This window comes from Pseudomonas sp. FSL R10-0399 (assembly GCF_009600165.1).
GTDB lineage: Bacteria > Pseudomonadota > Gammaproteobacteria > Pseudomonadales > Pseudomonadaceae > Aquipseudomonas > Aquipseudomonas helleri.
The window spans coordinates 33,122-58,882 of record NZ_WIWK01000005.1; the positions used below are offsets into that span (position 1 = coordinate 33,122).

A 25,761-nucleotide genomic window follows, 5' to 3' on the forward strand; every position below is an offset into this window, starting at 1 on the left:
GAACATCGAGTACCGCGCCATGACCAACCTTTTGCTTTATCAACGTATTGCTCAGCAGTTGGCTGAGGATATCCGGCGTGGCGTCTACCAGCCGGGGGAGCGTGTGCCCTCGGTGCGCAAGATGAGTTCACAGCTGAATGTGAGCCATGCGACGGTGTTGCAGGCCTACGCCAATCTTGAAGATCAAGGCTTGATCCGGGCGCGCCCGCAATCGGGTTATTACGTGCACCAAACCCCGGCCCTGACGGCGCCCACGCCGGACATCGCGCGTGTTGAGCGCCCAGGTCTGGTGACACGCAGCAGCATCATCCAGCAGGTGTTGGTCGAGTCGCGGCGTGAGGGCGTGTTTCCGTTGGGTGCTGCGGTGCCGAGCGTCGATTACTTGCCCGTGCGCGCGCTGCACCAGCAGTTGGCCAAGGTCACCCGATTTCATAGCCCGCGTGCTTTCAGCTACATGTTCAGCCCCGGCTTTGAGCCGTTGCGCCGTCAAGTGGCGATCCGCATGCGGGATGCTGGCGTGGTGGTCGACCCTTCTGAGGTGATCATCACCCACGGTTGCGTGGATGCCCTACAAATGTCATTGCGGGCGCTGACCCGTCCGGGTGACCTGATCGCGGCCGAATCGCCAACCTATTACGGCTTGTTGCAACTGGCCGATTTGCTGGGCTTGAAAGTCATCGAGATCCCCAGCGACCCTGCCACCGGCATGAGCCTTGAAGCCCTGCAATTGGCGGCTAATCAGTGGTCGATCAAAGCGCTGGTACTCACCACGCGCTTGAGCAACCCGCTGGGTGGCACCATGCCTGAAGAGCGGCAAAAGCACCTGCTGCGCCTGGCGTCAGATTTCGATATCCAAATCGTTGAAGACGACATCTATGGCGAGCTGATGTTTGAGGTGGGACGTACCAAAGCCTTGAAAGCCTACGATCGCCTCGATCGCGTGATCTATTGCTCGAGTTTCTCTAAAACCTTGTCACCGGGCGTACGAATCGGCTGGATGATTGCGGGGAAATATCAGCAGGAAATCCAGCGTCTGCAAACCTTCACCACCCATTCGGCGTGCAGCGTGACGCAAATGGGAGTGGCGGCTTACCTTGAAAACGGCGGTTACGACCGCCATTTACGCTACATCCGGCAGGAATACCGGAAAAACCTCAGCGCATTCCAGCTGGCCGTTCAGCAGTACTTTCCGGAAGGCACGCAGATGTCGCGCCCCAGTGGCGGGTTTATTTTGTGGGTCAGTTTGCCGGGCCGGGTGAACACCCAAGAGCTGCACGTGCGTGCCTTGCAGCAGGGTATCAGTATCGCGCCGGGGCTGATTTTCAGTAACACCGAGCAGTTTAATCACTGCATTCGACTCAACTGTGGCACACCTTGGAACAAAGAAGCCGAGCGGGCACTGATGACGTTGGGCATGCTTGCTAACCAATTGTGCCAGGAGACCGCAGGCCTCTATTAAGAGGGTAAACGCTGCGCGGTATGGCCATTTGGTTACATTCGGCTTGTCTCGGCCAGCTTAAAGCGCGAGCATGCGTGCCTGAACGAAGAAAACCGTGGGAGTTATGAGAGCGACATATTGTGTAGGACTCGTGTTGGCAGGTGTGTTGACTGCGTTTGGCGCGATGGCTGCGCCAGCGAACCCGTCGGCACCCGAAACAGTCACTGCCCAGCCTAAAGCTGCTCATACCCCGGCCAAGCCTGCGGCCAAAGCGCAAAAGGCACCGGCCAAGAAAACCCCGCCCGCGAAATCCAAATCCCCTGCGAAGGCCACCAAAAAGCGCGTGCCGACCAGCAAAGTTGATTTGAGCTTGCCGCCCGAGATGGTTCGGCAATTGCGCCCTTTAGGCGCCGTCCCCATGCCTGCGCACAAACCGTTGCTGCCCAATATGTTTGTTGAAAAGCAGGCCGAGGAGAGCCCTTTCCAATTGAACGGGCGCCTGCTCAGCAATGAAATGGGCCTGCAGTTACGTAACGAGGCGCGACAGAATGAAATCGATGGTGCCGCGCTCGATTTTGAATTCAAACAATAAGTGCCCCATCGTCGAAAACGGACTTCTAAACTGACTAATCAGTCACTGATATTCTGCTGAACGGTCAATTTCAAACGCCCGTTCCAGCGAGTACTATCCCTTGTCATCAATGCACTTTGCCCCTAACGAGGAGCTAACGTCATGAATTGCCGTGAAGGCTGTGGCGCTTGTTGTATAGCACCCTCCATCAGTACACCGATCCCTGGCATGCCTGATGGCAAACCCGCGGGGGAACGCTGCCTGCATCTGTCTGTCGATTACTTGTGTGGTTTGTTCGGCCAACCAGAGCGTCCCGCCGTGTGCGGCGCGTTCAAGGCTGACATCGAGGTATGCGGCAGCAGTCAGCAAGAGGCCATTAACCTGATCGGTTGGTGGGAACAGGTGACGGCGGCTTAGTGCATTCGTGTTCAGTGAACAGACCTTTAACAATAAGGAATAAGACAATGGGTTCGTTACATCGAGTGGCAATGGCGTGTGGTTTGAGTGTTCTGCTGGTGGGCGCGGCCCAGGCAGAAGACTGGAAAGTGGCGAAAAACGAAGACGGCATCAAAGTCTCATTGAGTGAAGTGCCGGGCTCCGCTTACAAGGCCTACCAGGGTGTAGCCCTGATCAAAGCGCCGCTGGCCAAAATCCAGGGCCTGCAAGAAGACGTGGCGGGGGCGTGTGCCTGGATTCACGAATGCAAAACCCAGAAGCTGCTCAAGCACGAAGGTGACAAGAGCTGGACTTACACCCAATTCAATACGCCGTGGCCGGTAACCCCGCGTGACTCGATTCTGGAGGTCACCTCATCGGTTGCCCCGGATGGCACGCTGACCCGTACCCTCAAAGGCGTACCGACCTATCAGCCTGAAGAAAAAGGCTTCGTGCGGGTGGCTCAGGTGGACGGTTTCTGGAAGCTGGTCCCTAAAGGCGACAACCTGACTGAAGTCACCTACCAGGTGCACACTGAGCCTGGCGGCAGCGTCCCGGCCCTCATTGCCAACAAGTTCGTGGTGGATGCACCGTTCAAAACCCTTCAGGGGCTCAAAGAGCGCGCTGAGAAGTAACACCCGGCCCTTGCGGCCATAGGGCTGGTCCTGGACAGCGCATCTGTCCAGGTGCCGGGCCCTGTGTTTTTGAGTGCGAAGCTCATTCATTTAAATGCACAAAATTTAAATTTCCCCCTTGGCAGAGATTATCCGTCAGGTCTACTCTGCACCCAGACCAGCGAAGTATTCGACTGGCTCTGATCTTGTTCGCTACATGCTTATTCTCTCTGCTCCGGCACATCTGCTGGTGTGACGAGAGCGCTGAATGTCTATCCATTGCGAGGAGGACGTTTCATGAGCACAGCCCATCAAGAAGACCTCAGCAGCTTTGTGCTGCGCCGCATGAAAGAAGGCGGTTTTGATTTTGCACGTATCCATCCCATTGAGTTTTACGCAATCTTCCCGGATGAGGAGCGGGCGCGCAGAGCAGCAGGCAAATTTTGTGGTGAGTCCTTTAATGCCCAGATCAATGTGGGTGAGGATGGCGCCTGGCACCTTGAGTTAAGCAAGGTTATGCACGCGACTTATGGCGGTATCGGAGATTTTGAGCAGAACTTCGAAGCGGTTGTAGCACCGCTGGGTGGCATTGTTGAAGGCTGGGGCGTCAAGCAGGAGGTGCGTGGCCTGCTGAACTGACGTCAGTTGCGGATGTAAAAACGGCTAGCCTTGGGGCTAGCCGTTTTGGTTTCTGTGGATTGAGATCGTTTAAGTGCCGAGGACTCGCACACAAAAGCGACACCTTAGCCGATGACCTTGGTCAGGTTCGGCAAAATCAACAGCAAAGTTGTAGCGAAGAGGATAAGCCCGGCTTGACGTATTTTCGTGTGTTTGAACATGGCGACCTGCCTTTTTTTTGTTATTCCTGAATTGCATTGCTCCACGGTAAGGGCTCATATCCTTGGAAAGCGTCTTGCCCGTTGACAGGCTTAACCTTAGAGGCCGCATAACACGCGGCTTAGAACCTTTTCAAATCATTCAAGCGCAATAAGTTTTTAAAACGCTATTAGACAATTTGTGTATGCCCTGCGAGGCCGTTGCTAGACGCAATCGACCCCCTGATGTTTAAAATCATTAGTCACCTACCGTTCGTCCGGGAGCTTATTTTGCCTGCTCATTACGAGCGGTGGGTGATTGTCCAAGGTTTCAGTACGCGCAGTACTTGCCATCAATTGCTGTTTCAGGGCAGGCTCTAGCGAGTTGTCGTCATTATTTTCGCCTTTATCGTGCCAGGTATTTTTATGTCGCTACGCATCTGCATTTTGGAAACGGACATCCTGCGTCCTGAATTTATTGATCACTATCAAGGCTACGGGCAGATGTTCAAGCGCCTGTTCTCCCAGCAGCCCATTCCTGCAGAGTTCACCATCTACAACGTGGTGAATGGCGAATACCCGTCGGATGATGAAGTGTTCGACGCCTACCTGGTGACCGGCAGCAAGGCCGATTCCTTTGGCACTGATCCCTGGATTCAAACCCTTAAAGAGTACCTGCTGACGCGCTATGAGCGGGGTGACAAGCTGTTGGGTGTCTGCTTTGGCCACCAATTGCTGGCTCTACTGCTGGGTGGCAAGAGTGAGCGGGCGACCAAAGGCTGGGGCGTGGGCACCCATCAATACACATTGGCAGCCAAGGCACCGTGGATGAGCCCTGTGGTTGAAGACCTGACACTGTTGATCAGCCATCAGGATCAAGTCACCGCCTTGCCGGAAAACGCCACAGTGGTGGCCTCCAGCGAGTTCTGCCCGTTTGCGGCTTACCACATCAATGACCAAGTGCTGTGCTTCCAGGGCCACCCTGAGTTCATTCACGACTATTCCCGGGCCTTGCTCGACCTGCGCCAGGAGCATTTGGGCGAACAGGTTTACAACAAAGGCATCGCCAGCCTCGAACACGATCACCATGGCAAGACCGTTGCCGAGTGGATGATGCGTTTTGTGGCGAACAAACCTGAAGCTAAAGCGCTCTAACACCGCACTGTAGGAGCGAGCTCGCCTCGCGATCTTTTGATCTTCTAAAAGCTCGCGAGGCAAGCTCGCTCCTACAGTTCGATCTCTACAACCAACCCGAACGCTTGAAGCTCGTCCACAGACCCGTCACGCCCACCGCAATAAACCCCAGCACGCCGAAATAGCCGTAATGCCAGGTCAGCTCCGGCATGTTCTGAAAGTTCATCCCGTAAATGCCCGCCACCGCCGTAGGGAACGCCAAGATGGCTGCCCAGGCGGCGAATTTGCGCTGCACGATGCTTTGCCGTGACGATTCCAGCAGCACCACAATTTCAATGGTTTGGCTGGCGATGTCGCGCAGGGTGGTGAGGTCTTCCATTTGCCGGGTGACGTGAATTTGCACATCGCGAAAATACGGGCGCATGTTCTTGTCGATAAACGGGAAGTCGAGGCGCTGAAGCTCTTCGCTGACTTCAACCATGGGCGCCACATAGCGCCGCAATCGCAGCACATCACGGCGCAAATCATGAAGTTTGACGATATCGGCTTCATTTAGTGTATTGCCCATGATCGTGCGTTCGAGCTGCTCGATCTCGGCGTGAATGGCTTCACTGACGGGCTGATAGCTCTCGGTCACAAAGTCCAGCAAGGCATACAGCACAAAATCTTCGCCGTGCTCCAGCAGCAGCGGGCGGGCCTCGCAGCGTTGGCGCACAGAGCGGTATGAGGCGGAATGGCCATTGCGGCTGGTAATGATGTAGCCATTGCCGGCAAAGATATGCGTTTCAACGAACTCTAATTTGCCTTCATGGCGAATCGGCGAGTACGTGACGATAAACAGTGCGTCGCCAAAGGTTTCGAGCTTTGGCCGGCTGTGTTGCTCCAAGGCGTCTTCGATGGCCAGTTCATGCAGATTGAACTGACGCTGCAAATTGCTCAGCTCTTGTGCGTTGGGCTGCTCCAGGCCGATCCAGACGAAGTGGCCGGGCTTTGCAGCCCAGTCGCTACCTTCATCCAGCGTAATATCGGTGACCTTTTTGCCTTCGCTGTACACCGCAGCAGCAACAACTCTCCCCATAGTTCTAATCGCTTCTTCATCAAAGGGTTATGGCACGAAGGTGCAGCTTAGCGTGCAATCAACCACTTTGACGTGACAAACGTTCAGACGTTCGGGTTAGACGCCGTTGTTTTGCGGGCGGGGAGTGCAGGCTGAGGCAGCTTATGCTGGGCCAGCAGCTCGCGGTCCATGGCCTCGATGCAGGCGAGCATCTGCTCGCGGCACTGCTCCATCAGCCGTGGCAGGTCATCTTGGGTCAAGCCCGCCGTAGGAATGGCAGGCAAAGAACGGATCAGAATATCGGCACTGTGCCAGCGGTTGAGCTTGAGGTGCTGGCTGTACGTACTGACGCACACCGGCACAATCGGTACTCCGGCAGTAATCGCCATCAGGAACGCGCCCTTTTTGAACGGCAGCAACGACTTGCCCAGGTTGCGCGTGCCTTCCGGGAAGACCCAGATCGACGTGTCTTTTTCCTGCAAGGTGCGTGTCGTGGTCAGCATTGATTTGCGTGCTTTTTGCGCGTTGCCCCGGTCGATCAGCACATTACCCGCCAACCAGAACAACTGGCCGAATAGCGGAACCCATTTCAGGCTCTTTTTACCAATACACACCGTACGGCGCGGCACGACGTTGCCGAACACAAACAGATCGTAGTTGGATTGATGATTGGCGATGACCACGCAGCTTTGTGGCTTGTCCATCAACGGGCCGACTTCAGTCTTGAGCTTGTAGCCCAAAATCCATTTTGAAGGCCACGCATACAGCCGCGCGCACAGCCGACTGTTATCAGGATTGAAAGGGCGGCACATGCCCAGCAGCACGCCGAGAACACCCGCAACCACAAAATGCACACTCATCAACACCATGCGAAACGAAAGTAGCATTTACAGGCTCATCAAAACAAAAGGTGGCGCAGTGTACGGACGTGCACTGTAAACGGCAATTACCCCGATACACGCAGGAGATTGCTGATGTTTAAGCATATGTTTCAACAAAGGCTGATAAGTGCCAGCCAGAGGTGCTGACGATACAAAGATGAGACGCGGGGGAGGGAGGCATCCCGACTGCTCAGTGCAATCGGGATGCCGATCAAGCGATAAGGTCAGAGCGCGTGGTGTTGATCCAGCTCGATTGCCTTGTCGAGGGTTTCCAGGAGTTCTTTGCGCACTTTAAGTTTGGTGTTCTTGTGCGCCTTCATATTGATCTTCTTCAACTGGCGAGCCACTTCGAGCGCCGTGGCGTGCAGCTCTTCAGGCTTGACCACCTGGTCCAGGAAGCCTGCATCGACTGCGGAAATCGGGTTAAACATCTCTCCGTTGATCACCGAGCGATGGAAAGCCGACTTGCGCAAGCGGTCGCGGGCCAGCTCGATACCGGCGTGGTGCATGGTCATGCCGATTTGCACCTCGTTCAGGCCAATACTGAACGGGCCTTCTACGCCAACCCGGTAATCCACCGACAGCAGCAAGAATGCGCCTTTAGCCACCGCATGCCCCGGGCACGCAACCACCACCGGGAACGGGTGCGCCAACAAGCGACGCGCCAACGTCGAGCCCTGCCTGACCAACTCAATCGCCTGCTCAGGACCGGACGTCATCACCTTCAAGTCATAACCGCCCGACAGAATCCCCGGCTGGCCAGTGATAATCACCACTGCACGATCCAGCTCAGCCTGGTCCAGCGCCGCGTTAAAGGCAGTGATCACCTGCGGGGAAATAGCATTCACCTTGCCATTGCTCAGCGTCAGCGTCGCGATACCGTCTTCCAGGTGATAAGCAATCAAGTCACTCATGGCGCAATTCCTTGTATTTAAGTGAGTCAGACGTTACCCAGCCCCACGGCACAGGTAAAGCGCCGTGACTGACTGACCAGTCAGCCAAAAGCCCGGCACCTTCTATATAGACGCCAGCGTGCCTGAGCTTCAGCGTGCTGGCGCTGCGGTGCCAAGGCTTGAAAATGGCAGAATCGCCGGGTCCGCTCATGCCAAAAAACCAGCAAAACCCGTAAGCGCATGAAAATTCTGAAAAAAACATTTGTCATATCGAAAGCTTTCGACTACATTAGCGCGCCTCGACAGACAGAACATGTTTGAAGAGATACGGTGAAGTGTCCGAGTGGCTTAAGGAGCACGCCTGGAAAGTGTGTATACAAGAAATTGTATCGAGAGTTCGAATCTCTCCTTCACCGCCATATTTTACTGAAAAGCCCCGTTTTTACGGGGCTTTTTTGTATCTGGTTATTTTGTTCCCCCATCTGTTCCCCCATCTGGATTTCGAGGCATTTCTTTCCTCGGAAGCCTGTCGATAGTTCCGCTGCGAGTCTATCGCATCATGCGACGTGCGGCATTTGCATCGATTCAAGTTGCAGGGAGTCCTTTCCGCACGTGTTGTAGCTTCAAGCCAGATTCACCTTTCTCTAGCAGTCATATTTAAACGCAATGAGGTTGAGTTGCATCCTTAGCGTCTTCATCCGTCTTCGGCCTTTCGACGTGCGTCTATCTCGTCGCGATTCAAGGGTGGCTGGCGCGCATCGTCGATGAGCCCTCACCAGGCCTCTCCATGCGTCACTCATATGGCTCACCAGTCCAATAATATTCGAGAGTCCTATCTTGGGCGTGCCGTCGATTTTGTGATTTTCCTCAGTTACTTAATTTGCCTCGGCCTAGTTTGGTTAGATCTGTCTGGTTATAAGCGGACTAAATCAATCACGCTATCGTGATAATTCCGATACAATATGTTATAACGTATCGTATATGTGTAAAAATTTCATCGATGCTGTGAGTGGTTGATGTTAATTGCCTTTGCGCTTTTCCCGCTTGGCAGCTACATTCGGATTTTTATGAAGTAGCCTGATGTATTTACCAACCCGCGGCGCCGCTCAGGTTCCCAATACTCTTGCTCACTGAACAGCGGTAACTCTTTGATGGTGATAATTTCGCCGTTCTTAACTTCAGGTTTTCGTTTGAGCAAAATGGTTTCCTGAAAACGATAGTAGCTTCCTACCTTGTCGACATGCCCGAGCTGGATTAACAACTTAATCGTCGCCTCGAGTCGCTCGGCACTGGCGCGGCCTCTCAGAGTGCTGGGGCCGTACTGTTTTACCTGTGTCAATGTGAATTGAGTTTTTGCCCCCGGCTTCAAATCGTTAGGTCGAGGCATATTAGCGGAACCGCTGATTGGGTTGATTTCATGTTTGCGTGCAGTTCTCGGCTCTTTTTCTGTACGGGACTCTTTGTAAGCCGTTTGCAACAAGTAGTGCACTAAATTATTGGCATCTGTAACAAGTTGCGGCTCATTAGCCAGATGGTCGATGAAGTGTTTTGAGCAAATCTGTGCGAACTTCCAACAAAACTGCAGGGTGGATTCTTCAATCTCGATGTCGTTGTCCAGCTCGCGCTCGAACGTATGTAGGATGGCCGCCAGGCGGCTGGTGTTTTCGAGCAACTTGGAGGCGTGATCCTTGAGGTAATAGTAGAGGCCGTTCTCTTGCATCTGCTGTTCGAGGCCTCGACTGCACTGAAGCCAGAATTCTGCTGCTGACTCCGAAAAGCGCAATACCTGGCGGTCAGTCTTAACGGGGGTGGTCAGTCGTTCGTGGATGCGGGTATTGAATGCCTGTTGGCGCGGCAGTGCAGATAGTTTGACCGGACTGCGTTGACCCGCCATTTGACGCGGTTTGACGACCAAGAAGCGAGCGAGGAATCCCGTGCCACGGGCTTCCTCACCGCGTTTGCCCATGAAACGTGCTATCACGCTCGGCTGCGCCATGAGCGCCAGTGTGAGTCGGGCATTTTGGAGAATAAATCCTGCTCTTGAGACGCGATCAACGATCACGCTGTTGCCATCCCAGAGGGTGTTGAGTTTGTCTAGTTCGCCCAGGGCTTTGCCACTAAAAATACTGCTGGCTTCGCTGGTCAGCAGGCAACCGTTCGGCGAGTTTTCATAGAGCATTTGCACTAGCGCTTGTGGGGTCGTGTCTTCGTAGAGAAATTTGCCCGAGCGCTCAGGTTGCGGTTCAGTCCTGACGTGTTCGGCGACAGCATCCCGAGCGGCGAGCGTTGCGGGTTCGTCTTGTTGAGAGGCGCACTTGCTGTAGGTGCGCTCTAAATGGCGTTTATGCGTGCCCCAGAGATGGTGTTTGACCTTGTGCTCCGCCAGGGCTTCATTGTTGGCCTTATACGCCGAATCATTTCGCGCGTTGATGGCCTTGAAGAAGTAATTCTGCGTCGTGGTCTTCCGCTCACCGGAATCAGCAATGGTCAACAGCATGAGTGAGGTCGGCACTTTATGCCCGGTGGGCATTTCGACATCCACGTGCCCCTGACAGGCTGTTGCCATAGCGCCGAAGGCGCACATTATCGCCATCTCTCGGTGAACCTGCAGTTCTCGGGCAGCCTCTCTCACCGCCCCGTCCAACAAGCTGTTTTCACGGAAACTCGGCCAAATGTCCTGCGAGGCATCTGAATAGGTTTCAATCATGGTGGGAATTTCAACATCAATCGAATTCACTTTTATCTGCTATATCCGCTATTTATAGCGACAATAGCAGACGAAATTAATAATTCCACTCTCTATTATTGAATAAACGACGACGCGACCCTGAGCTCGCGTTGTCTTTGAGTCACGCAGGTTATGCGTTTTAGGTGCGGGAAGCTGCCTCAGCGAAGTAGGTGCAGGAGCCCGGTGTGAGTCATTTTTTACTAACCCAGCCATTCCTCTGAGCCATACAGAGGAGCCCGCTCATGCGAATCATCCGACTGAAGCAAGTCACCGACTCCACCGGCCTGGCACGGTCGACCATCTACAAATACATCGCGGAATGTACCTTCCCGAAACCGGTACCACTGGGAGAGCGCAGCGTTGGTTGGGTGGAGAAGGAGGTACACGATTGGATTCTGGCTCGGATCGAGGAGCGCGACCTGGCCGAATGAGTTGCAGTCTGGCGAGAGCTGACTACCGGGCATAAGTGCCATGACTGGCTAGCTGCCAGTCATGGCACTTATGCCGATTAGCAGTTGGGAGCTCCCCCCAAGGGACTGTCAACGATGCTTGCGTGCCCTGCATTGCATTGCATTGAATTGAATTGAATTGAGGTCCAGCGCTGGTCTGGTTGGTGCCTAGTTGATATTTCCCCAGAGTAAACCGCCCCTTGAAGACGCCTGCGAATGCTGTGTTTGTGGACGAATTCATTCCGTCAGACCTGTGCGTGCCCGGTGGCTAGTCCTCGGAAAACAGTACTACGCTATAGCTCCTATAACCATTATGTTTATAGCTCCTACAACTCTACTCCTACAGCGCTTATAACCTTTTTAATCCAGTGACTCGGAACCTATATACCCAACAGGGTAATCAGCATCTAGAGATACCAGCCGGCTGAGAGGGGACCCTGGAATCTGAATCCCTCCAGTTAAAAACAACACAATCGGCTTGAGGTATGACCTAACAAACAGGACATACCGTCATGACCCCTTCATTCAAACCCAAACGCATCCCTGGTAATACGAATCTGCGCTACTGGCATGAAAGTACCTACGATGGTTACCCGCTCATGTTGGACAAGGGCCCCTTCATTGAGCAGTACTTGGAAAAGCTGTACCAGACTCTGCAATACGCTCTGTCTGACTACGCCCGTGTATTTGCCTTCAGATTTGACTTGAGGCTGCCCTGTGGGAAGCCGCTGCCTGATGATGCGATGACTAACCAGGTGATACAGCGCTTCAAGGCGTCACTGGACGCGCAGATCAGTCATGATCGTGAGCGGGCACGGATGCGCAGTAGATCATCCCATGACACGTGCGCGAGGCTATTTTGGGTGAGAGAGGTAGGGAAGGGCGGCCGGCCTCATTACCACTGTATCGGGTTTCTCAATCGTGACGCCTACTGCTCGCTTGGCTATATCAAGTCTACGAGCAAGAACATGTACAACCGTCTCACATTGGCTTGGGCTAGCGCGCTTCGTCTACCGGTGGATGATGTGCTGGGTGCCGTACATGTTACTAAGGACGCTACTCATCACTTAGCTCGGCATGACTATCTCGGTCATGATGAGTTCTTTCGCCGCTCTAGCTATCTGTGTAAGTCCGCTACGAAGGTCTTTGGTGATGGTCAGCATGGATGTGGAGGGAGTCGGTGCTAAGGGGCGTTGATATGTAGGCGGCTGGGGTTCAGTTGCAGCCGATGGTCGATGCGTTGCGCGAAGTGGTACTCGGGCAGCAGGTTAAGGGCTAGAAGGTAAGCTGGATGTTGGGTGCGAATTTACCGCCGCCGACTTGTACAGAGAAATTCACTCCTGTGCCTTCATGAGCCTCATGGACAGTGCGTTGTTCGACGCGCATCTGGGTTTCTGCGTCAGTAATGACATCCCACTCAGGGCGCTCAAATAGATTCGGATACACGCGGTATTTTATTGTGAAGTAGCGTTTGGATAGCTCGATTCAGCTCTCACAAACGCAGTTAGGTGTTTTGATCACATAAAGGAATGGTGTCTCTAGGTTCTTTTCGCGCCAGTCGTTGCACTTGCGGAGGCTGGAAAACTCGACTGTTAGTTCAAATGCCTCCCATGGCCATCACGTCAGAGAGCCCAACCAAGAGGCGAAAATGCTTACATTCATCATTGGTCATTCCCCGATTTTCCTCTATTCTCTCAAATATCAAGACAGGGGTGCATGATATGCCTGAAGAGATAATGACTCTTAAGGAAGTGGCCGAGTACCTCAAACTGGCGGAAAAGACGGCCTACCGCCTTGCTGCTGAAGGAAAAATTCCGGGCTTCAAGGTAGGGGGCAGTTGGCGGTTCCGAAAGGTTTCCATCGAAGACTGGATTGATCTGCAAACGACCAAAAGTCGCATTTGAATTGGAGTGGACAAGCTTTGTTACTGGACAACAGAAATAACGGCCATGTAGGAAACTCGCTGCGTGAAAACCTCGCCGCAGGGTCGAAGCTATCCGTGCTTTCAGGCCTGTTCACCATCTACGGCTTTTCTGCCCTAAGGAAAGAGCTCTCCCGCATCGATGGCGCAAGATTGCTGCTGTCTGGCTGGGACAGCATATCTCTTCAGGCGCTCATCGGGTTGGATGCCGACCTGCGTCTCGTGAACCAGCTCGACCAGAAGCGCATCGCCAGGGAATGCGCCAAATGGCTCGCCAGCAAGGCCGAGGTCCGGTCAGCCAACGCGGCCCAGAATATGTTCCTTGTTGAAGACGGCAGCCAGGGCAGTTTTGCCGTTCACGGCAGCTCTGCCTTCACCCCCACCGGGCTGGGAGAGGTGCAGTCCGATACCCCGCTGATGAATACCGGCATCAACGAGCCAGAAACGACCAAGCAGCTACTGTCCTGGTTTAACTCTGTCTGGGCAGATGCCCCTAAAGCCCGAGACATCAAGGACGAGCTCCTTGAGAAACTGGAGTTCATTGCCGCCGACCAGCCGGGCGACTTCATTTATTTCCTGACGCTCTACAACATTTTTAAAGACTTCCTCGATGATATCGACGAAGACAGCATTATTAAGACAAAGACTGGGTTCAAGGACACCCTTGTCTGGAACAAGCTTTACAAGTTCCAAAAGGACGGCGTGCTGGGTGCTATCGACAAGCTGGAGAAGCACAACGGCTGCATCATCGCCGACAGCGTCGGTCTGGGTAAGACCTTTGAAGCGTTGGCCGTTATCAAGTACTACGAGCTGCGCAATGACCGTGTGCTAGTGCTGTGTCCGAAGAAGCTTCGGGATAACTGGACGATCTATACCGTCAACGACAAGCGCAACCTTCTTGCGCAGGATCGCTTCAATTATGACGTCCTGAACCATACCGACCTGTCTCGTACGAAAGGCAGTTCCGGCGAGATCAATCTCGAAACCCTGAACTGGGGAAATTACGACCTCATCGTCATCGATGAGTCGCATAACTTCCGCAACAACAATCCCACCAAAGGCACCAAAAACCGCTATAGCCGCCTGATGGAGGACATCATCCAATCAGGCGTGAAAACCAGAGTGCTGATGCTCTCCGCCACGCCAGTGAACAACCGCATGAACGACCTGAAAAATCAGGTCGCCTTCATCACCGAGGGGCGCGACGATGCCTTTATCGATGTCGGCATCAAGAATGTGGAAAGCACGTTGCGCCTGGCGCAGAAGCAGTTCAACCAGTGGGTCAAGCAGCCGCCTGAAAACCGCAGTGTGGCATCCTTGCTGGATACGATGAGCTTCGACTATTTCAAACTGCTCGATATCGTCACCATTGCGCGTTCCCGCAAGCATATTCAGAAATACTACGGCACGGCAGATATCGGCGAGTTCCCTGTGCGACTGCCACCACAGAACATCTATGCCGATCTCGATTCAACGCACGAATTTCCGCCGCTGAAGGAAGTAAACAAGACGATCCGCAGGCTTTCACTGGCGGGCTACTCGCCTATGAAATTCGTCCGGAACGATAAGAAGGATGAGTACGCCCGTCGCTATGACAACGCTGTTGGCGACGGCAAGGGCATGTTCAAACAGGTTGACCGGGAGGAGAGCCTGATCCACCTGATGCGGGTAAACCTGCTCAAGCGCATGGAAAGCTCAATCAACTCTTTCACGCTGACCTCGCAAAAGCTTCTGGCACAAGTGGAAGTGTTGTTACGGAAGATTGACGCCCATGAAAGCGGCGATATTGAAGCCTTGAATATCGAGGATATTCACGATTTTGAAATGGATTCGCCTGAGCTTGAGCCCTTCATGATCGGCAACAAAACACGCGTCCTCCTCCAGGATATGGATCTCATCCGGTTCAGGCAGGAGCTTGAGGCGGACAGGATTTTCTTGACCACTATCGTCGAATCCGCGCAAGCCGTGGACGAACATCGCGATGCCAAGCTGGAAAAGCTTAAAGAGGTCATTGCCAAAAAAGTCCGGGAGCCTCTCAACCCCGGAAACAAGAAGGTCATCGTCTTCACGGCCTTTGCCGATACCGCGAAATATCTCTATGCCAAACTTGTCGGCTGGGCGCAGGACGAGCTCGGAATCCACAGCGCTCTCATCACGGGTGGTGGCACCAACAAGACGACCCTGGCCGGAGCGGGCTCGGATCTGAACAATCTCCTGACGGCTTTCTCTCCTGTATCGAAAGAGCGCGGAAAGATCGATCCCGATGCCAAGGCTGAGATTGACCTACTGATTGCCACCGATTGCATCAGCGAGGGGCAAAACCTTCAGGACTGCGACACGCTCATCAACTACGATATTCACTGGAACCCTGTACGGATCATCCAGCGTTTTGGCCGCGTTGACCGCCTGGGCTCGAAAAACACCAAAATTCAGCTCATAAACTTCTGGCCAAATATGGAGCTAGACGAGTACATCAATCTTGAAGCCAGGGTGGCAGGCCGCATGATGCTTCTGGACGTCTCGGCTACGGGAGAGGAAAACGTCATTGACGCCAACGCCCAGGAAATGAACGACCTGGAGTATCGCCGCACGCAGCTTCAGCAGCTCAAAGATGCCGTGGTCGATCTGGAAGACATGGCGGGCGGCGTCTCCATTACGGACTTAACCCTGAACGACTTCCGCATGGATCTTTCAGGCTACATGAAGAAGGGCTTGCACAAGGTGGCACAGGCTCCTCACGGCCTTTATGCCGCCGTTACCATAGATGCCAATCTCAAAGCGGATGGCCTCAAGCCCGGCGTAATATTCTGCTTGAAGAGCATCAGGGATGGTCATCGGGCCGTCCAGGTGGATGAAAACTACCCCTTGGCACCATATTTCCTGGTTTATGTCTCGGATGAAGCCGTTGTCGAGCTCAACTTCACGCAAAACAAGAAGGTTCTCGACCTTCTGAAGAAACAGGGGCTCTCAGCAACATCCATTGATGGGGAGGCTGCTGGGCAGGTAAACGACCGTACAAGGAATGGTTCCGACATGGAACAGTACCAGCAGCTGCTGGCAGTCGCGGTAGATAGCATTGCAGGCAAGAGCGAGGAGAAGGGCGTACAAAGCCTCTTTACTAGAGGCGGTACGGTACTGACCGCTACCAGCAGCCAGGGCATTGAGGATTTTGCAGTTGTAACCTACCTCATCATCACGGACGCTCCGTAAGGCAAAGGAAACGCTATGTCGCCAGGTACACTGGAAGCCTTCATTGACCATCTTTCAATTCCCAGATCCTGTGAATTGAACAAACCCGTTTTTAAGAAACTCTTTCTTGAAAACGGGGTGCTGGACATCGCCGATAAAACGGCCCTGAAGGACGACGTTGATAAGATCCGCTGGCTCTACACCCTAAAAGCCGCGACGATCAACGTCGCTGCGTATGTTGATAGCGAGCGCGACTTCTCTGAAATCGCAGTTCTCCAGGTGGATCTGACATCGACTAAACGGTTGAAGCGAATTGCGACCTTCATGCAGCGGTCGATCCCATACCCGCTCATCCTGCTGTTCACCCATGAAAACCAGATCTGCCTCAGCCTGTCCGACAAGCGCATCAACCAGGCGGACAAGGAAAAATGGGTCGTCGAAGACCCCCTTTATACGGATTGGATAGACCTTGCCATGCCAACAGCGACGCAGGCAACCTTTCTGGAAGACTGTAATATCAACAGCTTTTCCTTCACCAATTTCCTTAGTTTCTATAAAAGTCTTACTGAGCGTGTCATAGCTATTAGTTGTGCTGCTCATAGCGGACATTATGAGCGTGGGGCAGCAGAAGGCGAAGGTACGAGACCACGCGAGGGCCGATTAGATCGGCTCCGCGAATTTGAAAGGCTCACCCTGCAAAAGACAGAGATCGCCAATAAGCTGAAGAAAGAACGGCAGATGGGGCGACAGGTTGAGCTGAATACCAAGATCAAACAGATTAATGACGTAATTGAAAAAATTAGAGAGAGCATTTAATGAGCAAGCCCGCTATTGATTTGGTTACTCTACAGGACGGTGAAAGCGCGAACATCGTCAACGAAAATATTGAACAGCTTAAAAGCATATTCCCTGAGGCCTTCGGAGAGGGTGGGGTGAATTTCGATACGCTACGACAACTTCTGGGTGATGCCGGGGCTGTTGACGAAGGCGAAGAAAGGTATGGTCTTAGTTGGCACGGAAAGAAAAAGGCTCGTCAGATTGCACTAACGCCATCGACGGGCACGTTATTGCCTTGCCCGGAGGAAAGTGTCGATTGGGATACGACTAAAAACCTAATTATTGAAGGCGATAATCTTGAGGTGTTGAAGCTCCTGCAAAAGAGCTATGCTGGCAAGGTCAAAATGATATTTATTGATCCGCCATATAACACTGGAAATGAATTCATATATCCCGATAATTTTCAGGATAATCTAGATACATATTTGCAGTATACTGGGCAGAAAGACAGAGATGGCTTGAAAGTGTCCAGCAATACTGAGGGCTCTGGTCGATTTCACACCAATTGGCTCAACATGATGTATCCAAGATTAAAGCTATCAAAGTCGTTGCTGCAAAACGATGGCGCAATATTTATATCCATTGACGATAGTGAAGCGCCGAGATTGAGAATGCTTTGCGATGAAGTGTTCGGCGAAGAGAATTTCATTACCAACATCATTTGGCAGCATAGTGTTCAGCCAAAAGGCTACTCCGGAATATTTTCCGTGCATCATAATCATATATTGATGTATAGAAAGTCGGAGGACTTTGAGCTGATGTCCCTTGAAAGAACGGACGAGGACAATAAAGCTTACTCAAACCAAGATAATGATCCAAAGGGGGATTGGCGAACGGGCGATGTTAGAAACGCTCTGTATAGGAAAAATCTTAAGTATCCAATTACAACTCCGTCCGGAAAGATAATTAATCCTCCTGATAACGGATGGCGATGGAGTAAGGAGACTCTTAGTAGCAAAATTGCTACGGGAGAGATATTCTTCAGTGAAGACGAAACAAGAATTATCAGAAAAATCTACCTCGCTGACCTTGATGGGCGTACGCCAGAAACAATTTGGTTTGCAAAAGACTCTGGAACCACCAGGTCAGGCGTAAAAGAGCTAAAAGCCACCTTTGAAGGTGAGGTTCCTTTTGATACGGTAAAGCCTACAGAGCTAATAAAGCGAATGATGAAAGTATCTGGCGTTAACGCAGGAGATATTGTTCTCGATTTTTTCGCGGGCTCTGGAACTACCGGCGCAGCTGTTTTTGATACCGAACAGTCTAGGTTCATATTGGTGCAGTTACCAGAAGAAATCGATGATAGCAAACCTCATGGTATTACTGCCAGAAAGCTTGGTCTGTCAAAAATTTCGGATGTCACAAAAGAGAGGCTAAAGCGCTGTTCGGTTAATAAGTCTCCCTCTAATGCAGGATTTAAAGTTTTCAAACTTTCAAGCTCCAACATCCGTGCATGGAACCCGGATCGTACCGATCTCGAACAGACGCTACTTTCTCATCAGGAGCACTTGATTGAAGGGCGTACCGAGCAAGATGTTCTTTATGAGCTTCTAATCAAGCGCGGCATCGATCTGGCTGTGCCAATCGAAAGCAGGAATGTATCCGGCAAAGAAGTCTACAGCATTGGTTACGGTGTATTGTTCGCGTGCCTTGATGAGTCTATCACCCAGGCCGATGTTGAAAATATTGCCCAGGGAATTCTCAAATGGTACGGAGAGCTGAGTCCGTCCTCAGATACGCATGTCTTTTTCCGCGACAGTGCATTCAGTGATGACATAGCGAAGACCAACATGGCAGCCATTCTGGAACAGAATGGCATTACCCATGTTCGCAGCTTGTAAGGAGTGTCACTGATGAAGCTGCATTTTGAAGACAATCTTGACTATCAGATGGCGGCAATAGAATCCGTCGTCAGCCTTTTTAAAGGGCAGGAAATCTCGCGCTCGGAATTCACGGTTACCTATCGTACAGAATCTGGGCCACAGTCCTCACTTGGTCTGGCGGAAAATGAGCTTGGTGTTGGTAATCGCCTGCAATTGGTTGATGAAGAGCTTCTCGATAATTTACATGCTATCCAGCTCGCTAACGGTTTACGCCCTGCTGGTAACCTCGCCAGTGGCGACTTCACGGTAGAAATGGAAACGGGCACAGGTAAAACCTATGTTTATCTGCGCACGATATTTGAGCTGAATAAAAATTACGGCTTTACAAAGTTTGTAATTGTCGTGCCTTCTGTTGCCATTAAAGAAGGCACGAATAAAACGCTTAAAATCACGCGCGACCATTTCGAGAATTTATATCCCAAAGCGAAAGGCTACGAGTATTTTCTCTACGACTCATCTAAGCCCGGGCAAGTGCGTAGTTTCGCCACCAGTTCCAATATCCAGATCATGGTGACGACTGTTGGCGCTATCAACAAAAAGGAAGTCAATAATCTCTATAAAGAACATGAAAATACGGGCGGCGAAAAGCCCATAGACCTGATAAAGGCCACCAGCCCGATCATTATCGTGGATGAACCGCAAAGCGTGGATGGTGGTCTGCAAGGGCAGGGTAAAAAGGCTTTGGACGCCATGAACCCACTTTGCACACTGCGTTATTCGGCAACGCATGTCGATAAGCATCACATGGTTTATCGTCTAGATGCGGTTGACGCTTATGACCAGGGCCTGGTCAAACAGATTGAGGTTGCCTCCCTCCAGATCGAGGGCGGTAACAACAAGCCTTATATAAAGCTCGAATCCACTCATAACCGTAAAGGTTCGATCACTGCAAAAATCGAAATCGATGTGCAGCGTGGGCAAAAAATCAGCCGCGAGACACTGACAGTTGAAGATGGTGACGATCTGGAGCAGATTGCTAATCGTGCCATTTATGAAAACATGCAGATTGGCACGATCACTTGCGGCAAGAACAACGAGTCTATTCAGATCAAGGCACCGGGAATCGACGAGACTCTGCGCCCTGGTGACGCCGTAGGCGGCGTTAGCCCTGATGAGATTAAGCGTCTGATGATCCGCCGGACAATCAAAGAGCATCTCGATAAGGAGCTGACCTTTGCTGGCAACAAGCAGCCTATCAAGGTCTTAAGCCTGTTCTTCATCGATAGCGTTGAGCATTATCGTCAGTACGACGAAGATGGCCAAGCAGTCAAAGGCAAATATGCCACGATGTTTGAAGAAGAATATACCAAACTCGCAAACTCCAGCGACTACCAAAGCCTCTTCAAGGAAATTGACCTAGAGACAAATGCTTCCGAAGTCCATAACGGTTATTTTTCCATCGATAAGAAGGAAAGGCTCGTAAATACTGCGGAAAATAACCAGGCCGGTCGTGATAACTCTGAGCGTGCCTATAATCTGATTATGCAAGAGAAAGAGAAACTGTTGAGCTTCGATACCAAGCTCAAATTCATCTTCTCTCACTCTGCTCTGAAAGAAGGCTGGGACAACCCGAACGTCTTCCAGATTTGCGCATTGCGCGATATGGGTTCGGAGCGAGAGCGCCGTCAGACAATCGGGCGAGGCTTGCGCCTTTGCGTCAACCAGGACGGGCAGCGCTTGCGCGGGTCTGACATCAATACGCTGACAGTCATTGCGACTGAGAGCTATGAAGAGTTTGCCGAAAATCTTCAGAAGGAAATTGAAGAAGATACCGGCATCCGCTTCGGCATCGTTGAGTCTCACCAGTTTGCGACGGTGCTAATAATCGACGATAACGGCGAGGCGGCACCACTCGGCGTGGGCCAATCTGAAAAGATTTGGAAATTCCTGAAAGCTGAGGGCTTTGTTGATGCCAAAGGCAAGGTTCAGGACTCGCTTCGCACGGCCCTGAAAGATGGCAGCTTTAAGCTACCAGACGATATCAAAGCTGATCTTGGCAGCAAGGCGGAGATAGCCGAAGAAGATATCCAGGGCATTCTTAAGAAACTGGCAGGCAAGCTCGATATCAAAAATGCGGATGACCGCAGAATTATTTGCACCCGCGAGGCCGTTCTTCAAAGCGAAGCATTCAAGGCGCTCTGGGAGCGCATCAAGTACAAGACCACATACCGGGTTGACTTCAACAACGATAAGCTCATTACCGATTGCGCAAGGGCTATTCTGGACTGCCCGCCCATCACCAAAACTAGGGCGCAATTCCGGAAAGCTGACATCGCGATTGGCAAGGGCGGTGTGACATCAGAAGAGACATTCAAATCCGGCTTCACCACTATTCATGAAAATGACATCGAACTTCCGGACATTATCACCGACCTCCAGGACAAGACTCAGCTCACCCGCGGCAGCATTGTCAAAATCCTTAAAGAGAGCCATCGTCTGCAAGATTTTGCCCGCAATCCGCAACAGTTCATCGACTACGCGTCAGAGGCTATTAACCGCACCAAGCGATTGGCCCTGGTCGATGGTATCAAATACAGCAAAATCGGCGATGAACACTTCTATGCGCAGGAGCTTTTCCAGCAGGAAGAGCTGAAAGGGTATTTGAAGAATACCTTGGAAGCGCAGAAGTCAGTCTACACACACGTCGTCTATGACTCGGCAGGCGTAGAGAAGACCTTCGCCGAAGATTTGGAAAAAAATGAAGCCGTAAAGGTGTACGCGAAGCTGCCGTCCTGGTTCAAAATTCCAACACCACTTGGCACCTATAACCCGGACTGGGCGGTGGTCGTCGAAGATGAAGGCCAGGAAAAACTGTACTTCGTGGTAGAAACCAAAGGCAGCACATGGTGGGGCGATCTGCGCCATGTTGAGGGTGCTAAAATAAAATGCGGTGAAAGGCATTTTGAGGAAGTCGCCAATGACGACAACCCTGCACAGTACATACGTGCGGTTGATGTCAATGGCATGATGTCGCACGTTGATCAGGACTAACATTCAGAAAAATCTGCTGAAAACACTCATGCAAACACCTCAATCGAAGCATTTCGATTGAGGTGTTTTTGTGAACCACTTACGGTTGAGTGATCTACTTGCGAGATGTCCCCATTGGTGGTTTATCCCTGATTCACCCGAGGGTAACCATTTCAGGCGGAAGAAGCAGGCTATAGGTAACCCAACTCTGCCAGTGATACACAGCCCTCACAGGCCACGACGATATGATCAAGCGTCCGTGTGCCCACCATATTGAGGGCATCTTTTAACTTGATGGTCAGCTCGCGGTCTGCCCGGCTTGGTTCTGGATTTCTTGATGGATGGTTGTGGATCAATAGCACGGCTGCTGCGTTGCGCTCTAAGGCCGTCTTGACTACCTCCCTTGGGTACACGCTGGCGCTGTCCAGCGTGCCTCGAAAAAGCTCCCTAAAGGCAATTACTCGGTGCTGGGTATCGAGCAGTAGCAAAGCAAAGACTTCGTAGTCATGGTATTGCAATGACGTAAGTGCCGGATTTTTTCTCCGGCTCTGAGTTTATGGTATTTCATTAATAAGCTCCTGATAGCAGGTGCATGGTGTGAGTCAGCACGCATAAAAAATTTGTAGTAATGAAGGTGCGGGTTCATCCGGAAGTTGGTCTATTTCTAGTTGCGAACACTGAATGTGTATCCGCAATGCAAGCGCTGGTGGTTATCTAAAAACTTCTCATCAATTTGTTCTCCGATCGCTGCTCCAGCAATACCTCCTGCCGCGCCTCCAAATAATCCGCCGAGAATTGCTCCAGCGATGCTGCCGACAGCAATCCCTACAGGTCCTCCGAGGACCCCGATTGCAGCACCTACTTCTGCTCCAGATAAGGCGCCAGCAGCACCACTGGCTGCACCGCCTACAGAGCCAATAACACCACCAGTTTTTCTTCCAGCGTTTATTGTCGTTACGCGATTGGGTTTACAATTTGGACATTGGGTATACATTCAAAAATCCTCACTATCACACGTGTTAGGGGTTAAGGGAGCGCTCTCGTTGAGCGTTCATTTACGTGATATAGGTTTGATTTTTTTTGAATGAGGTTCAGAGCGGATTTAGTGGGTGTTTCCTATATAAAAAACGATCGAGGAACTGCTTACTTAGCTATTTCATAGGGCGAATGTCGCTGTTAATGGTCGCATTGAGCATCAGGCCGTGACCTGTCTATAAACAGCTCAGGTTTTTACGTGTTTTGCTACTTTTTAGCTGCTTTATCAGCACAAATGGCTAGGTATGTGCCTGAGAAGTTGTCCTGTGCAAACAGCCAGCTTTTTCGTAAGCGCTCCATAAACCCCACGGATCTCGGAGCCGACGGACTGCGCCTCGAGAAAACCGACTCGCGACTGCATCTTCCCAAGCATTTTCTTGAGCAATTGAAGCTCGTCAGGGAGGTTTCGGGCACGGAATTCATGCCCCGGATCACACCGAATCAGGCCACGAATCGCGGCGTCAAAACCTTATGAGGTCGATTGCGCCAGAGATCAAAGGTAACCGTCCGGGCAACACACCTTCCTGACACCGTCGCTTGAGGCGATGGTGTCCACCTAAATTTAAGTGCACACCATTTTTAGCCTTTTTAAGCGGACGCCCATGCCACAAGAACGCCGTTCATATTCCAAGTCCTTTAAAGCCCAGGTCATCGCCGAGTGTGCGCAGGTTGACACCTCGATTGCCAATGTCGCCTTGACCCACAACCTCAATGCAAACCTTGTCCATAAATGGATTCGGGTGCATGCGCAGAAAAACCTGGCACTGCAAACTGCCTTTATTCCGGTCAAGCCATTGCCTTCGACAGCGGCACCTCAAGTTCTTCCGGCAACGATTCGAATCGAAGTGCCTCATTCAAAAGGCGTAGTCGTGGTGAGTTGGCCGGCAGAAAATGCAGCGGCATGCTCCGCTTTCCTGCGAGACCTGCTGCGATGATTCGCATCGACACCATCTGGCTCGCCACCGAGCCCATGGACATGCGTGCCGGTACTGAAACCGCGCTCGCGCGAGTTGTCGCGGTGTTCGGTGCAGCGAAGCCGCACTGTGCTTATCTGTTCGCCAACCGCCGCGCCAATCGTATGAAAGTGTTGGTGCATGACGGTGTGGGGATTTGGCTTGCCGCCCGGCGCTTGAATCAAGGACGCTTCTTTTGGCCAGGCGTGCGGCACGGCTCTGAAGTCGAGTTGGATGCCGAGCAACTTCAGGTTTTGGTTCTCGGTTTGCCTTGGCAACGTGTCGGTTCCGGAGGAGCCATCACGGTGCTCTAACTCGCCTGCCATGGCGCGCTTGCCAGTGCAATTGTCCCATCAGTCTATCGTCGCCACCAGCCCTCTCTGGCAGAATCGGCGGCATGACTTCGCATCCCAATCTCGATCAATTAAACCCTGAACAACTGCGTGCCTTGGCGGCGCAGTTGATCCAGCGCGTCGAGACGATGGACAAGCAAATCACTCATCACAAATCGGTCAACGAGAAACTGGCCCACGAGATCGCGCTGCTCAAACGCTTCAAGTTTGCCAAGCGCAGCGAGCAGTTGAGCCCGGATCAAGCCAGCCTGCTCGACGACTTGATCGATACGGATATCGCCGCTATCGAAGCCGAACTTGAGGCGCTGCAACCGGTACCTGTCGAAGCCAAAGTGCGCCAGCAACCCAAGCGCGCACCGCTGCCACCGCAGTTTCCTCGCACACTGATCCATCACGAACCGGACAACAGCCACTGCCAGTGCGGCTGCGCCCTCAAGCGCATCGGCGAAGATGCCAGCGAAAAGCTCGACTACACGCCCGGCGTGTTCACCGTCGAGCGCCACATCCGTGGAAAGTGGATCTGCGAACAGTGCGAAACGCTGATACAGGCGTCGGTACCGGCGCACGTCATCGACAAAGGCATCCCGACAGCGGGCCTGCTGGCCCACATCATGGTGGCCAAGTTCGCCGACCATCTGCCGCTTTATCGCCAAGAGAAAATCTTCGGCCGCGCCGGGCTGCCCATCGCCCGTTCGACCTTGGCGCAGTGGGTGGGCAACTGCGGCGTGCAATTACAGCCGCTGGTTGATGCGCTGCGCGAAGCCGTGCTGACGCACGGCGTCGTCCACGCTGACGAAACTCCGGTACAAATGCTGACGCCGGGCGCGAAGAAAACTCATCGCGCTTACGTCTGGGCCTATGCCTCCAGCCAGTTCTCGGATCTGGCTGCGGTCGTTTACGACTTCAGCCCGAGCCGTGCTGGCGAACATGCTCGAAACTTCCTCGGCCACTGGAACGGCAAGCTGGTCTGCGATGACTTCGCTGGCTACAAGGCAGGCTTCGAACTGGGCGTTACGGAGATCGGCTGCATGGCTCATGCGCGCCGCAAGTTCTTCGATTTGCACGCGACCAACAAGAGCCTGATCGCCGAAAAAGCGCTGCACTACATCGCGGCGTTGTACGAAGTCGAACGCGAAGTTAGGGAACTGGAGCCAGGTGACCGGCAGCGAATTCGACGAGAAAAAGCAGCGCCAATCATCAACGCACTTCATACCTGGATGACGGCCCAAAGGCAGCTCGTTCCCGAGGGCTCGGCCATCGCCAAGGCCCTGGATTACAGCCTCAAACGCTGGATAGCGCTGACGCGCTATCTCGATGACAGCGCTGTGCCCATTGACAATAATTGGTGCGAGAACCAAATCCGACCGTGGGCACTTGGGCGCTCAAACTGGCTGTTTGCAGGTTCGTTACGCAGCGGTAAACGCGCAGCTGCGATCATGAGTTTGATCCAGTCGGCACGGCTCAACGGGCATAATCCGTATGCTTACTTGAAGGATGTTATAGCGCGCCTGCCGACGCAGCGGGCGAGCGAGATTACCGAGCTGCTGCCGCATAACTGGACTCCCGCCGAATAACGTAAGCTGGGATATATGGATGCTCACGTTG

The 25,761-nt window shown here is 52.5% G+C and carries 22 protein-coding genes, 1 tRNA gene and 1 pseudogene; 17 read left to right on the plus strand and 7 right to left on the minus strand.

Going from position 1 to position 25,761, the window contains the following annotated elements:
- Window positions 1-19 precede the first annotated feature (19 nt).
- From GHO41_RS02540 to GHO41_RS02565, 6 genes are all read left to right on the plus strand, one after another.
- The gene (locus GHO41_RS02540) at window positions 20-1,459 is read left to right on the plus strand and encodes a PLP-dependent aminotransferase family protein (protein WP_048368777.1); all 1,440 of its coding nucleotides are present in this window, start codon (window positions 20-22) and stop codon (window positions 1,457-1,459) included.
- A gap of 103 nt (window positions 1,460-1,562) precedes the next feature.
- Complete coding sequence (locus GHO41_RS02545; protein WP_153432881.1) at window positions 1,563-2,030, plus strand: translation initiation factor 2; 468 nt, start codon at window positions 1,563-1,565, stop codon at window positions 2,028-2,030.
- A gap of 141 nt (window positions 2,031-2,171) precedes the next feature.
- Entirely contained in the window at window positions 2,172-2,426 is a 255-nt protein-coding gene (locus GHO41_RS02550; RefSeq protein ID WP_048368775.1) for a YkgJ family cysteine cluster protein, read from the plus strand.
- Window positions 2,427-2,473: 47 nt separating this feature from the next.
- On the plus strand, window positions 2,474-3,079 hold the full coding sequence (locus tag GHO41_RS02555; protein WP_048368774.1) for an START domain-containing protein: 606 nt from the start codon (window positions 2,474-2,476) through the stop codon (window positions 3,077-3,079).
- Between the two features lie 276 nt (window positions 3,080-3,355).
- Window positions 3,356-3,697 carry a ribonuclease E inhibitor RraB gene (locus GHO41_RS02560; RefSeq protein WP_048368773.1) on the plus strand — a complete coding sequence of 114 codons (342 nt, stop codon included), beginning with the start codon at window positions 3,356-3,358 and terminating at the stop codon, window positions 3,695-3,697.
- Between the two features lie 602 nt (window positions 3,698-4,299).
- On the plus strand, window positions 4,300-5,028 hold the full coding sequence (locus GHO41_RS02565; RefSeq protein ID WP_048368772.1) for an amidotransferase: 729 nt from the start codon (window positions 4,300-4,302) through the stop codon (window positions 5,026-5,028).
- An 85-nt stretch (window positions 5,029-5,113) separates the two neighbouring features.
- Here GHO41_RS02565 and GHO41_RS02570 read toward each other — a convergent pair whose 3' ends face one another.
- From GHO41_RS02570 to GHO41_RS02585, 4 genes are all read right to left on the minus strand, one after another.
- Window positions 5,114-6,085, minus strand: coding sequence for a magnesium and cobalt transport protein CorA (locus GHO41_RS02570; RefSeq protein WP_048368771.1), 972 nt, complete (start codon window positions 6,083-6,085; stop codon window positions 5,114-5,116).
- A gap of 83 nt (window positions 6,086-6,168) precedes the next feature.
- Window positions 6,169-6,951, minus strand: a complete 783-nt coding sequence (locus GHO41_RS02575) for a 1-acyl-sn-glycerol-3-phosphate acyltransferase (protein WP_048387816.1) — start codon at window positions 6,949-6,951, stop codon at window positions 6,169-6,171.
- Between the two features lie 218 nt (window positions 6,952-7,169).
- Window positions 7,170-7,859 carry a crotonase/enoyl-CoA hydratase family protein gene (locus GHO41_RS02580; protein ID WP_048387814.1) on the minus strand — a complete coding sequence of 230 codons (690 nt, stop codon included), beginning with the start codon at window positions 7,857-7,859 and terminating at the stop codon, window positions 7,170-7,172.
- Entirely contained in the window at window positions 7,852-8,049 is a 198-nt protein-coding gene (locus tag GHO41_RS02585) for a hypothetical protein (protein WP_153432882.1), read from the minus strand. The genes GHO41_RS02580 and GHO41_RS02585 overlap by 8 nt, the downstream gene beginning before the upstream one ends.
- 118 nt (window positions 8,050-8,167) lie before the next feature.
- Between GHO41_RS02585 and GHO41_RS02590 the strand changes: the two genes are divergently transcribed.
- Window positions 8,168-8,257: transfer RNA gene (locus GHO41_RS02590), tRNA-Ser, on the plus strand.
- A gap of 632 nt (window positions 8,258-8,889) precedes the next feature.
- Here the strand turns inward: GHO41_RS02590 and GHO41_RS02595 are convergent.
- On the minus strand, window positions 8,890-10,575 hold the full coding sequence (locus GHO41_RS02595) for a YfjI family protein (RefSeq protein ID WP_153432883.1): 1,686 nt from the start codon (window positions 10,573-10,575) through the stop codon (window positions 8,890-8,892).
- A 233-nt stretch (window positions 10,576-10,808) separates the two neighbouring features.
- Between GHO41_RS02595 and GHO41_RS02600 the strand changes: the two genes are divergently transcribed.
- The 7 genes from GHO41_RS02600 (at window position 10,809) to GHO41_RS02630 (ending at window position 21,836) form a co-directional block, all read left to right on the plus strand.
- Window positions 10,809-10,997, plus strand: a complete 189-nt coding sequence (locus GHO41_RS02600) for an AlpA family transcriptional regulator (protein WP_105162734.1) — start codon at window positions 10,809-10,811, stop codon at window positions 10,995-10,997.
- 617 nt (window positions 10,998-11,614) lie between these two features.
- Window positions 11,615-12,202 (plus strand): inovirus-type Gp2 protein, encoded by a 588-nt coding sequence (locus GHO41_RS02605; RefSeq protein ID WP_305977928.1) that lies wholly within the window; start codon window positions 11,615-11,617, stop codon window positions 12,200-12,202.
- Between the two features lie 534 nt (window positions 12,203-12,736).
- Window positions 12,737-12,919, plus strand: coding sequence for a helix-turn-helix domain-containing protein (locus GHO41_RS02610; protein ID WP_054920657.1), 183 nt, complete (start codon window positions 12,737-12,739; stop codon window positions 12,917-12,919).
- Between the two features lie 17 nt (window positions 12,920-12,936).
- A complete protein-coding gene (locus tag GHO41_RS02615) occupies window positions 12,937-16,146 on the plus strand; it encodes a helicase-related protein (RefSeq protein ID WP_153432884.1) in 3,210 nt (1,069 codons plus the stop codon).
- Between the two features lie 15 nt (window positions 16,147-16,161).
- Entirely contained in the window at window positions 16,162-16,941 is a 780-nt protein-coding gene (locus tag GHO41_RS02620; protein WP_054920533.1) for a DUF4391 domain-containing protein, read from the plus strand.
- Window positions 16,941-18,803 (plus strand): site-specific DNA-methyltransferase, encoded by a 1,863-nt coding sequence (locus tag GHO41_RS02625; protein WP_153432885.1) that lies wholly within the window; start codon window positions 16,941-16,943, stop codon window positions 18,801-18,803. Before GHO41_RS02620 ends, GHO41_RS02625 begins: the two co-directional genes overlap by 1 nt.
- Window positions 18,804-18,815: 12 nt before the next feature.
- Window positions 18,816-21,836 (plus strand): type III restriction-modification system endonuclease, encoded by a 3,021-nt coding sequence (locus GHO41_RS02630; protein ID WP_153432886.1) that lies wholly within the window; start codon window positions 18,816-18,818, stop codon window positions 21,834-21,836.
- A 170-nt stretch (window positions 21,837-22,006) separates the two neighbouring features.
- Here the strand turns inward: GHO41_RS02630 and GHO41_RS02635 are convergent.
- Window positions 22,007-22,339, minus strand: a pseudogene (locus GHO41_RS02635) (JAB domain-containing protein); the annotation flags it as partial.
- A 140-nt stretch (window positions 22,340-22,479) separates the two neighbouring features.
- Window positions 22,480-22,809, minus strand: a complete 330-nt coding sequence (locus GHO41_RS02640) for a hypothetical protein (RefSeq protein WP_137206393.1) — start codon at window positions 22,807-22,809, stop codon at window positions 22,480-22,482.
- 643 nt (window positions 22,810-23,452) lie between these two features.
- Here GHO41_RS02640 and GHO41_RS02645 point away from each other — a divergent pair.
- The 3 genes from GHO41_RS02645 to GHO41_RS02655 all read left to right on the plus strand — a co-directional run bounded on the left by GHO41_RS02645 (window position 23,453) and on the right by GHO41_RS02655 (window position 25,730).
- Window positions 23,453-23,785, plus strand: a complete 333-nt coding sequence (locus tag GHO41_RS02645) for a transposase (RefSeq protein ID WP_153432888.1) — start codon at window positions 23,453-23,455, stop codon at window positions 23,783-23,785.
- Window positions 23,782-24,117 (plus strand): IS66 family insertion sequence element accessory protein TnpB, encoded by a 336-nt coding sequence (gene tnpB, locus GHO41_RS30220; RefSeq protein ID WP_178126459.1) that lies wholly within the window; start codon window positions 23,782-23,784, stop codon window positions 24,115-24,117. The genes GHO41_RS02645 and tnpB overlap by 4 nt, the downstream gene beginning before the upstream one ends.
- Window positions 24,118-24,200: 83 nt before the next feature.
- A complete protein-coding gene (locus GHO41_RS02655; RefSeq protein WP_153432890.1) occupies window positions 24,201-25,730 on the plus strand; it encodes an IS66 family transposase in 1,530 nt (509 codons plus the stop codon).
- The last annotated feature ends 31 nt before the right edge of the window (window positions 25,731-25,761 follow it).

What these genes read in the sequence shown, in the direction of transcription:
- GHO41_RS02540 (WP_048368777.1), top strand. Translation starts at nt 20, where the DNA reads ATGACCAACCTTTTGCTTTATCAACGTATTGCTCAGCAGTTGGCTGAG.
- GHO41_RS02545 (WP_153432881.1), top strand. Translation starts at nt 1,563, where the DNA reads ATGAGAGCGACATATTGTGTAGGACTCGTGTTGGCAGGTGTGTTGACT.
- GHO41_RS02550 (WP_048368775.1), top strand. Translation starts at nt 2,172, where the DNA reads ATGAATTGCCGTGAAGGCTGTGGCGCTTGTTGTATAGCACCCTCCATC.
- GHO41_RS02555 (WP_048368774.1), top strand. Translation starts at nt 2,474, where the DNA reads ATGGGTTCGTTACATCGAGTGGCAATGGCGTGTGGTTTGAGTGTTCTG.
- GHO41_RS02560 (WP_048368773.1), top strand. Translation starts at nt 3,356, where the DNA reads ATGAGCACAGCCCATCAAGAAGACCTCAGCAGCTTTGTGCTGCGCCGC.
- GHO41_RS02565 (WP_048368772.1), top strand. Translation starts at nt 4,300, where the DNA reads ATGTCGCTACGCATCTGCATTTTGGAAACGGACATCCTGCGTCCTGAA.
- GHO41_RS02570 (WP_048368771.1), bottom strand. Translation starts at nt 6,085, where the DNA reads ATGGGGAGAGTTGTTGCTGCTGCGGTGTACAGCGAAGGCAAAAAGGTC.
- GHO41_RS02575 (WP_048387816.1), bottom strand. Translation starts at nt 6,951, where the DNA reads ATGCTACTTTCGTTTCGCATGGTGTTGATGAGTGTGCATTTTGTGGTT.
- GHO41_RS02580 (WP_048387814.1), bottom strand. Translation starts at nt 7,859, where the DNA reads ATGAGTGACTTGATTGCTTATCACCTGGAAGACGGTATCGCGACGCTG.
- GHO41_RS02585 (WP_153432882.1), bottom strand. Translation starts at nt 8,049, where the DNA reads ATGAGCGGACCCGGCGATTCTGCCATTTTCAAGCCTTGGCACCGCAGC.
- GHO41_RS02600 (WP_105162734.1), top strand. Translation starts at nt 10,809, where the DNA reads ATGCGAATCATCCGACTGAAGCAAGTCACCGACTCCACCGGCCTGGCA.
- GHO41_RS02605 (WP_305977928.1), top strand. Translation starts at nt 11,615, where the DNA reads ATGTTGGACAAGGGCCCCTTCATTGAGCAGTACTTGGAAAAGCTGTAC.
- GHO41_RS02610 (WP_054920657.1), top strand. Translation starts at nt 12,737, where the DNA reads ATGCCTGAAGAGATAATGACTCTTAAGGAAGTGGCCGAGTACCTCAAA.
- GHO41_RS02620 (WP_054920533.1), top strand. Translation starts at nt 16,162, where the DNA reads ATGTCGCCAGGTACACTGGAAGCCTTCATTGACCATCTTTCAATTCCC.
- GHO41_RS02625 (WP_153432885.1), top strand. Translation starts at nt 16,941, where the DNA reads ATGAGCAAGCCCGCTATTGATTTGGTTACTCTACAGGACGGTGAAAGC.
- GHO41_RS02630 (WP_153432886.1), top strand. Translation starts at nt 18,816, where the DNA reads ATGAAGCTGCATTTTGAAGACAATCTTGACTATCAGATGGCGGCAATA.
- GHO41_RS02640 (WP_137206393.1), bottom strand. Translation starts at nt 22,809, where the DNA reads ATGTATACCCAATGTCCAAATTGTAAACCCAATCGCGTAACGACAATA.
- GHO41_RS02645 (WP_153432888.1), top strand. Translation starts at nt 23,453, where the DNA reads ATGCCACAAGAACGCCGTTCATATTCCAAGTCCTTTAAAGCCCAGGTC.
- tnpB (WP_178126459.1), top strand. Translation starts at nt 23,782, where the DNA reads ATGATTCGCATCGACACCATCTGGCTCGCCACCGAGCCCATGGACATG.
- GHO41_RS02655 (WP_153432890.1), top strand. Translation starts at nt 24,201, where the DNA reads ATGACTTCGCATCCCAATCTCGATCAATTAAACCCTGAACAACTGCGT.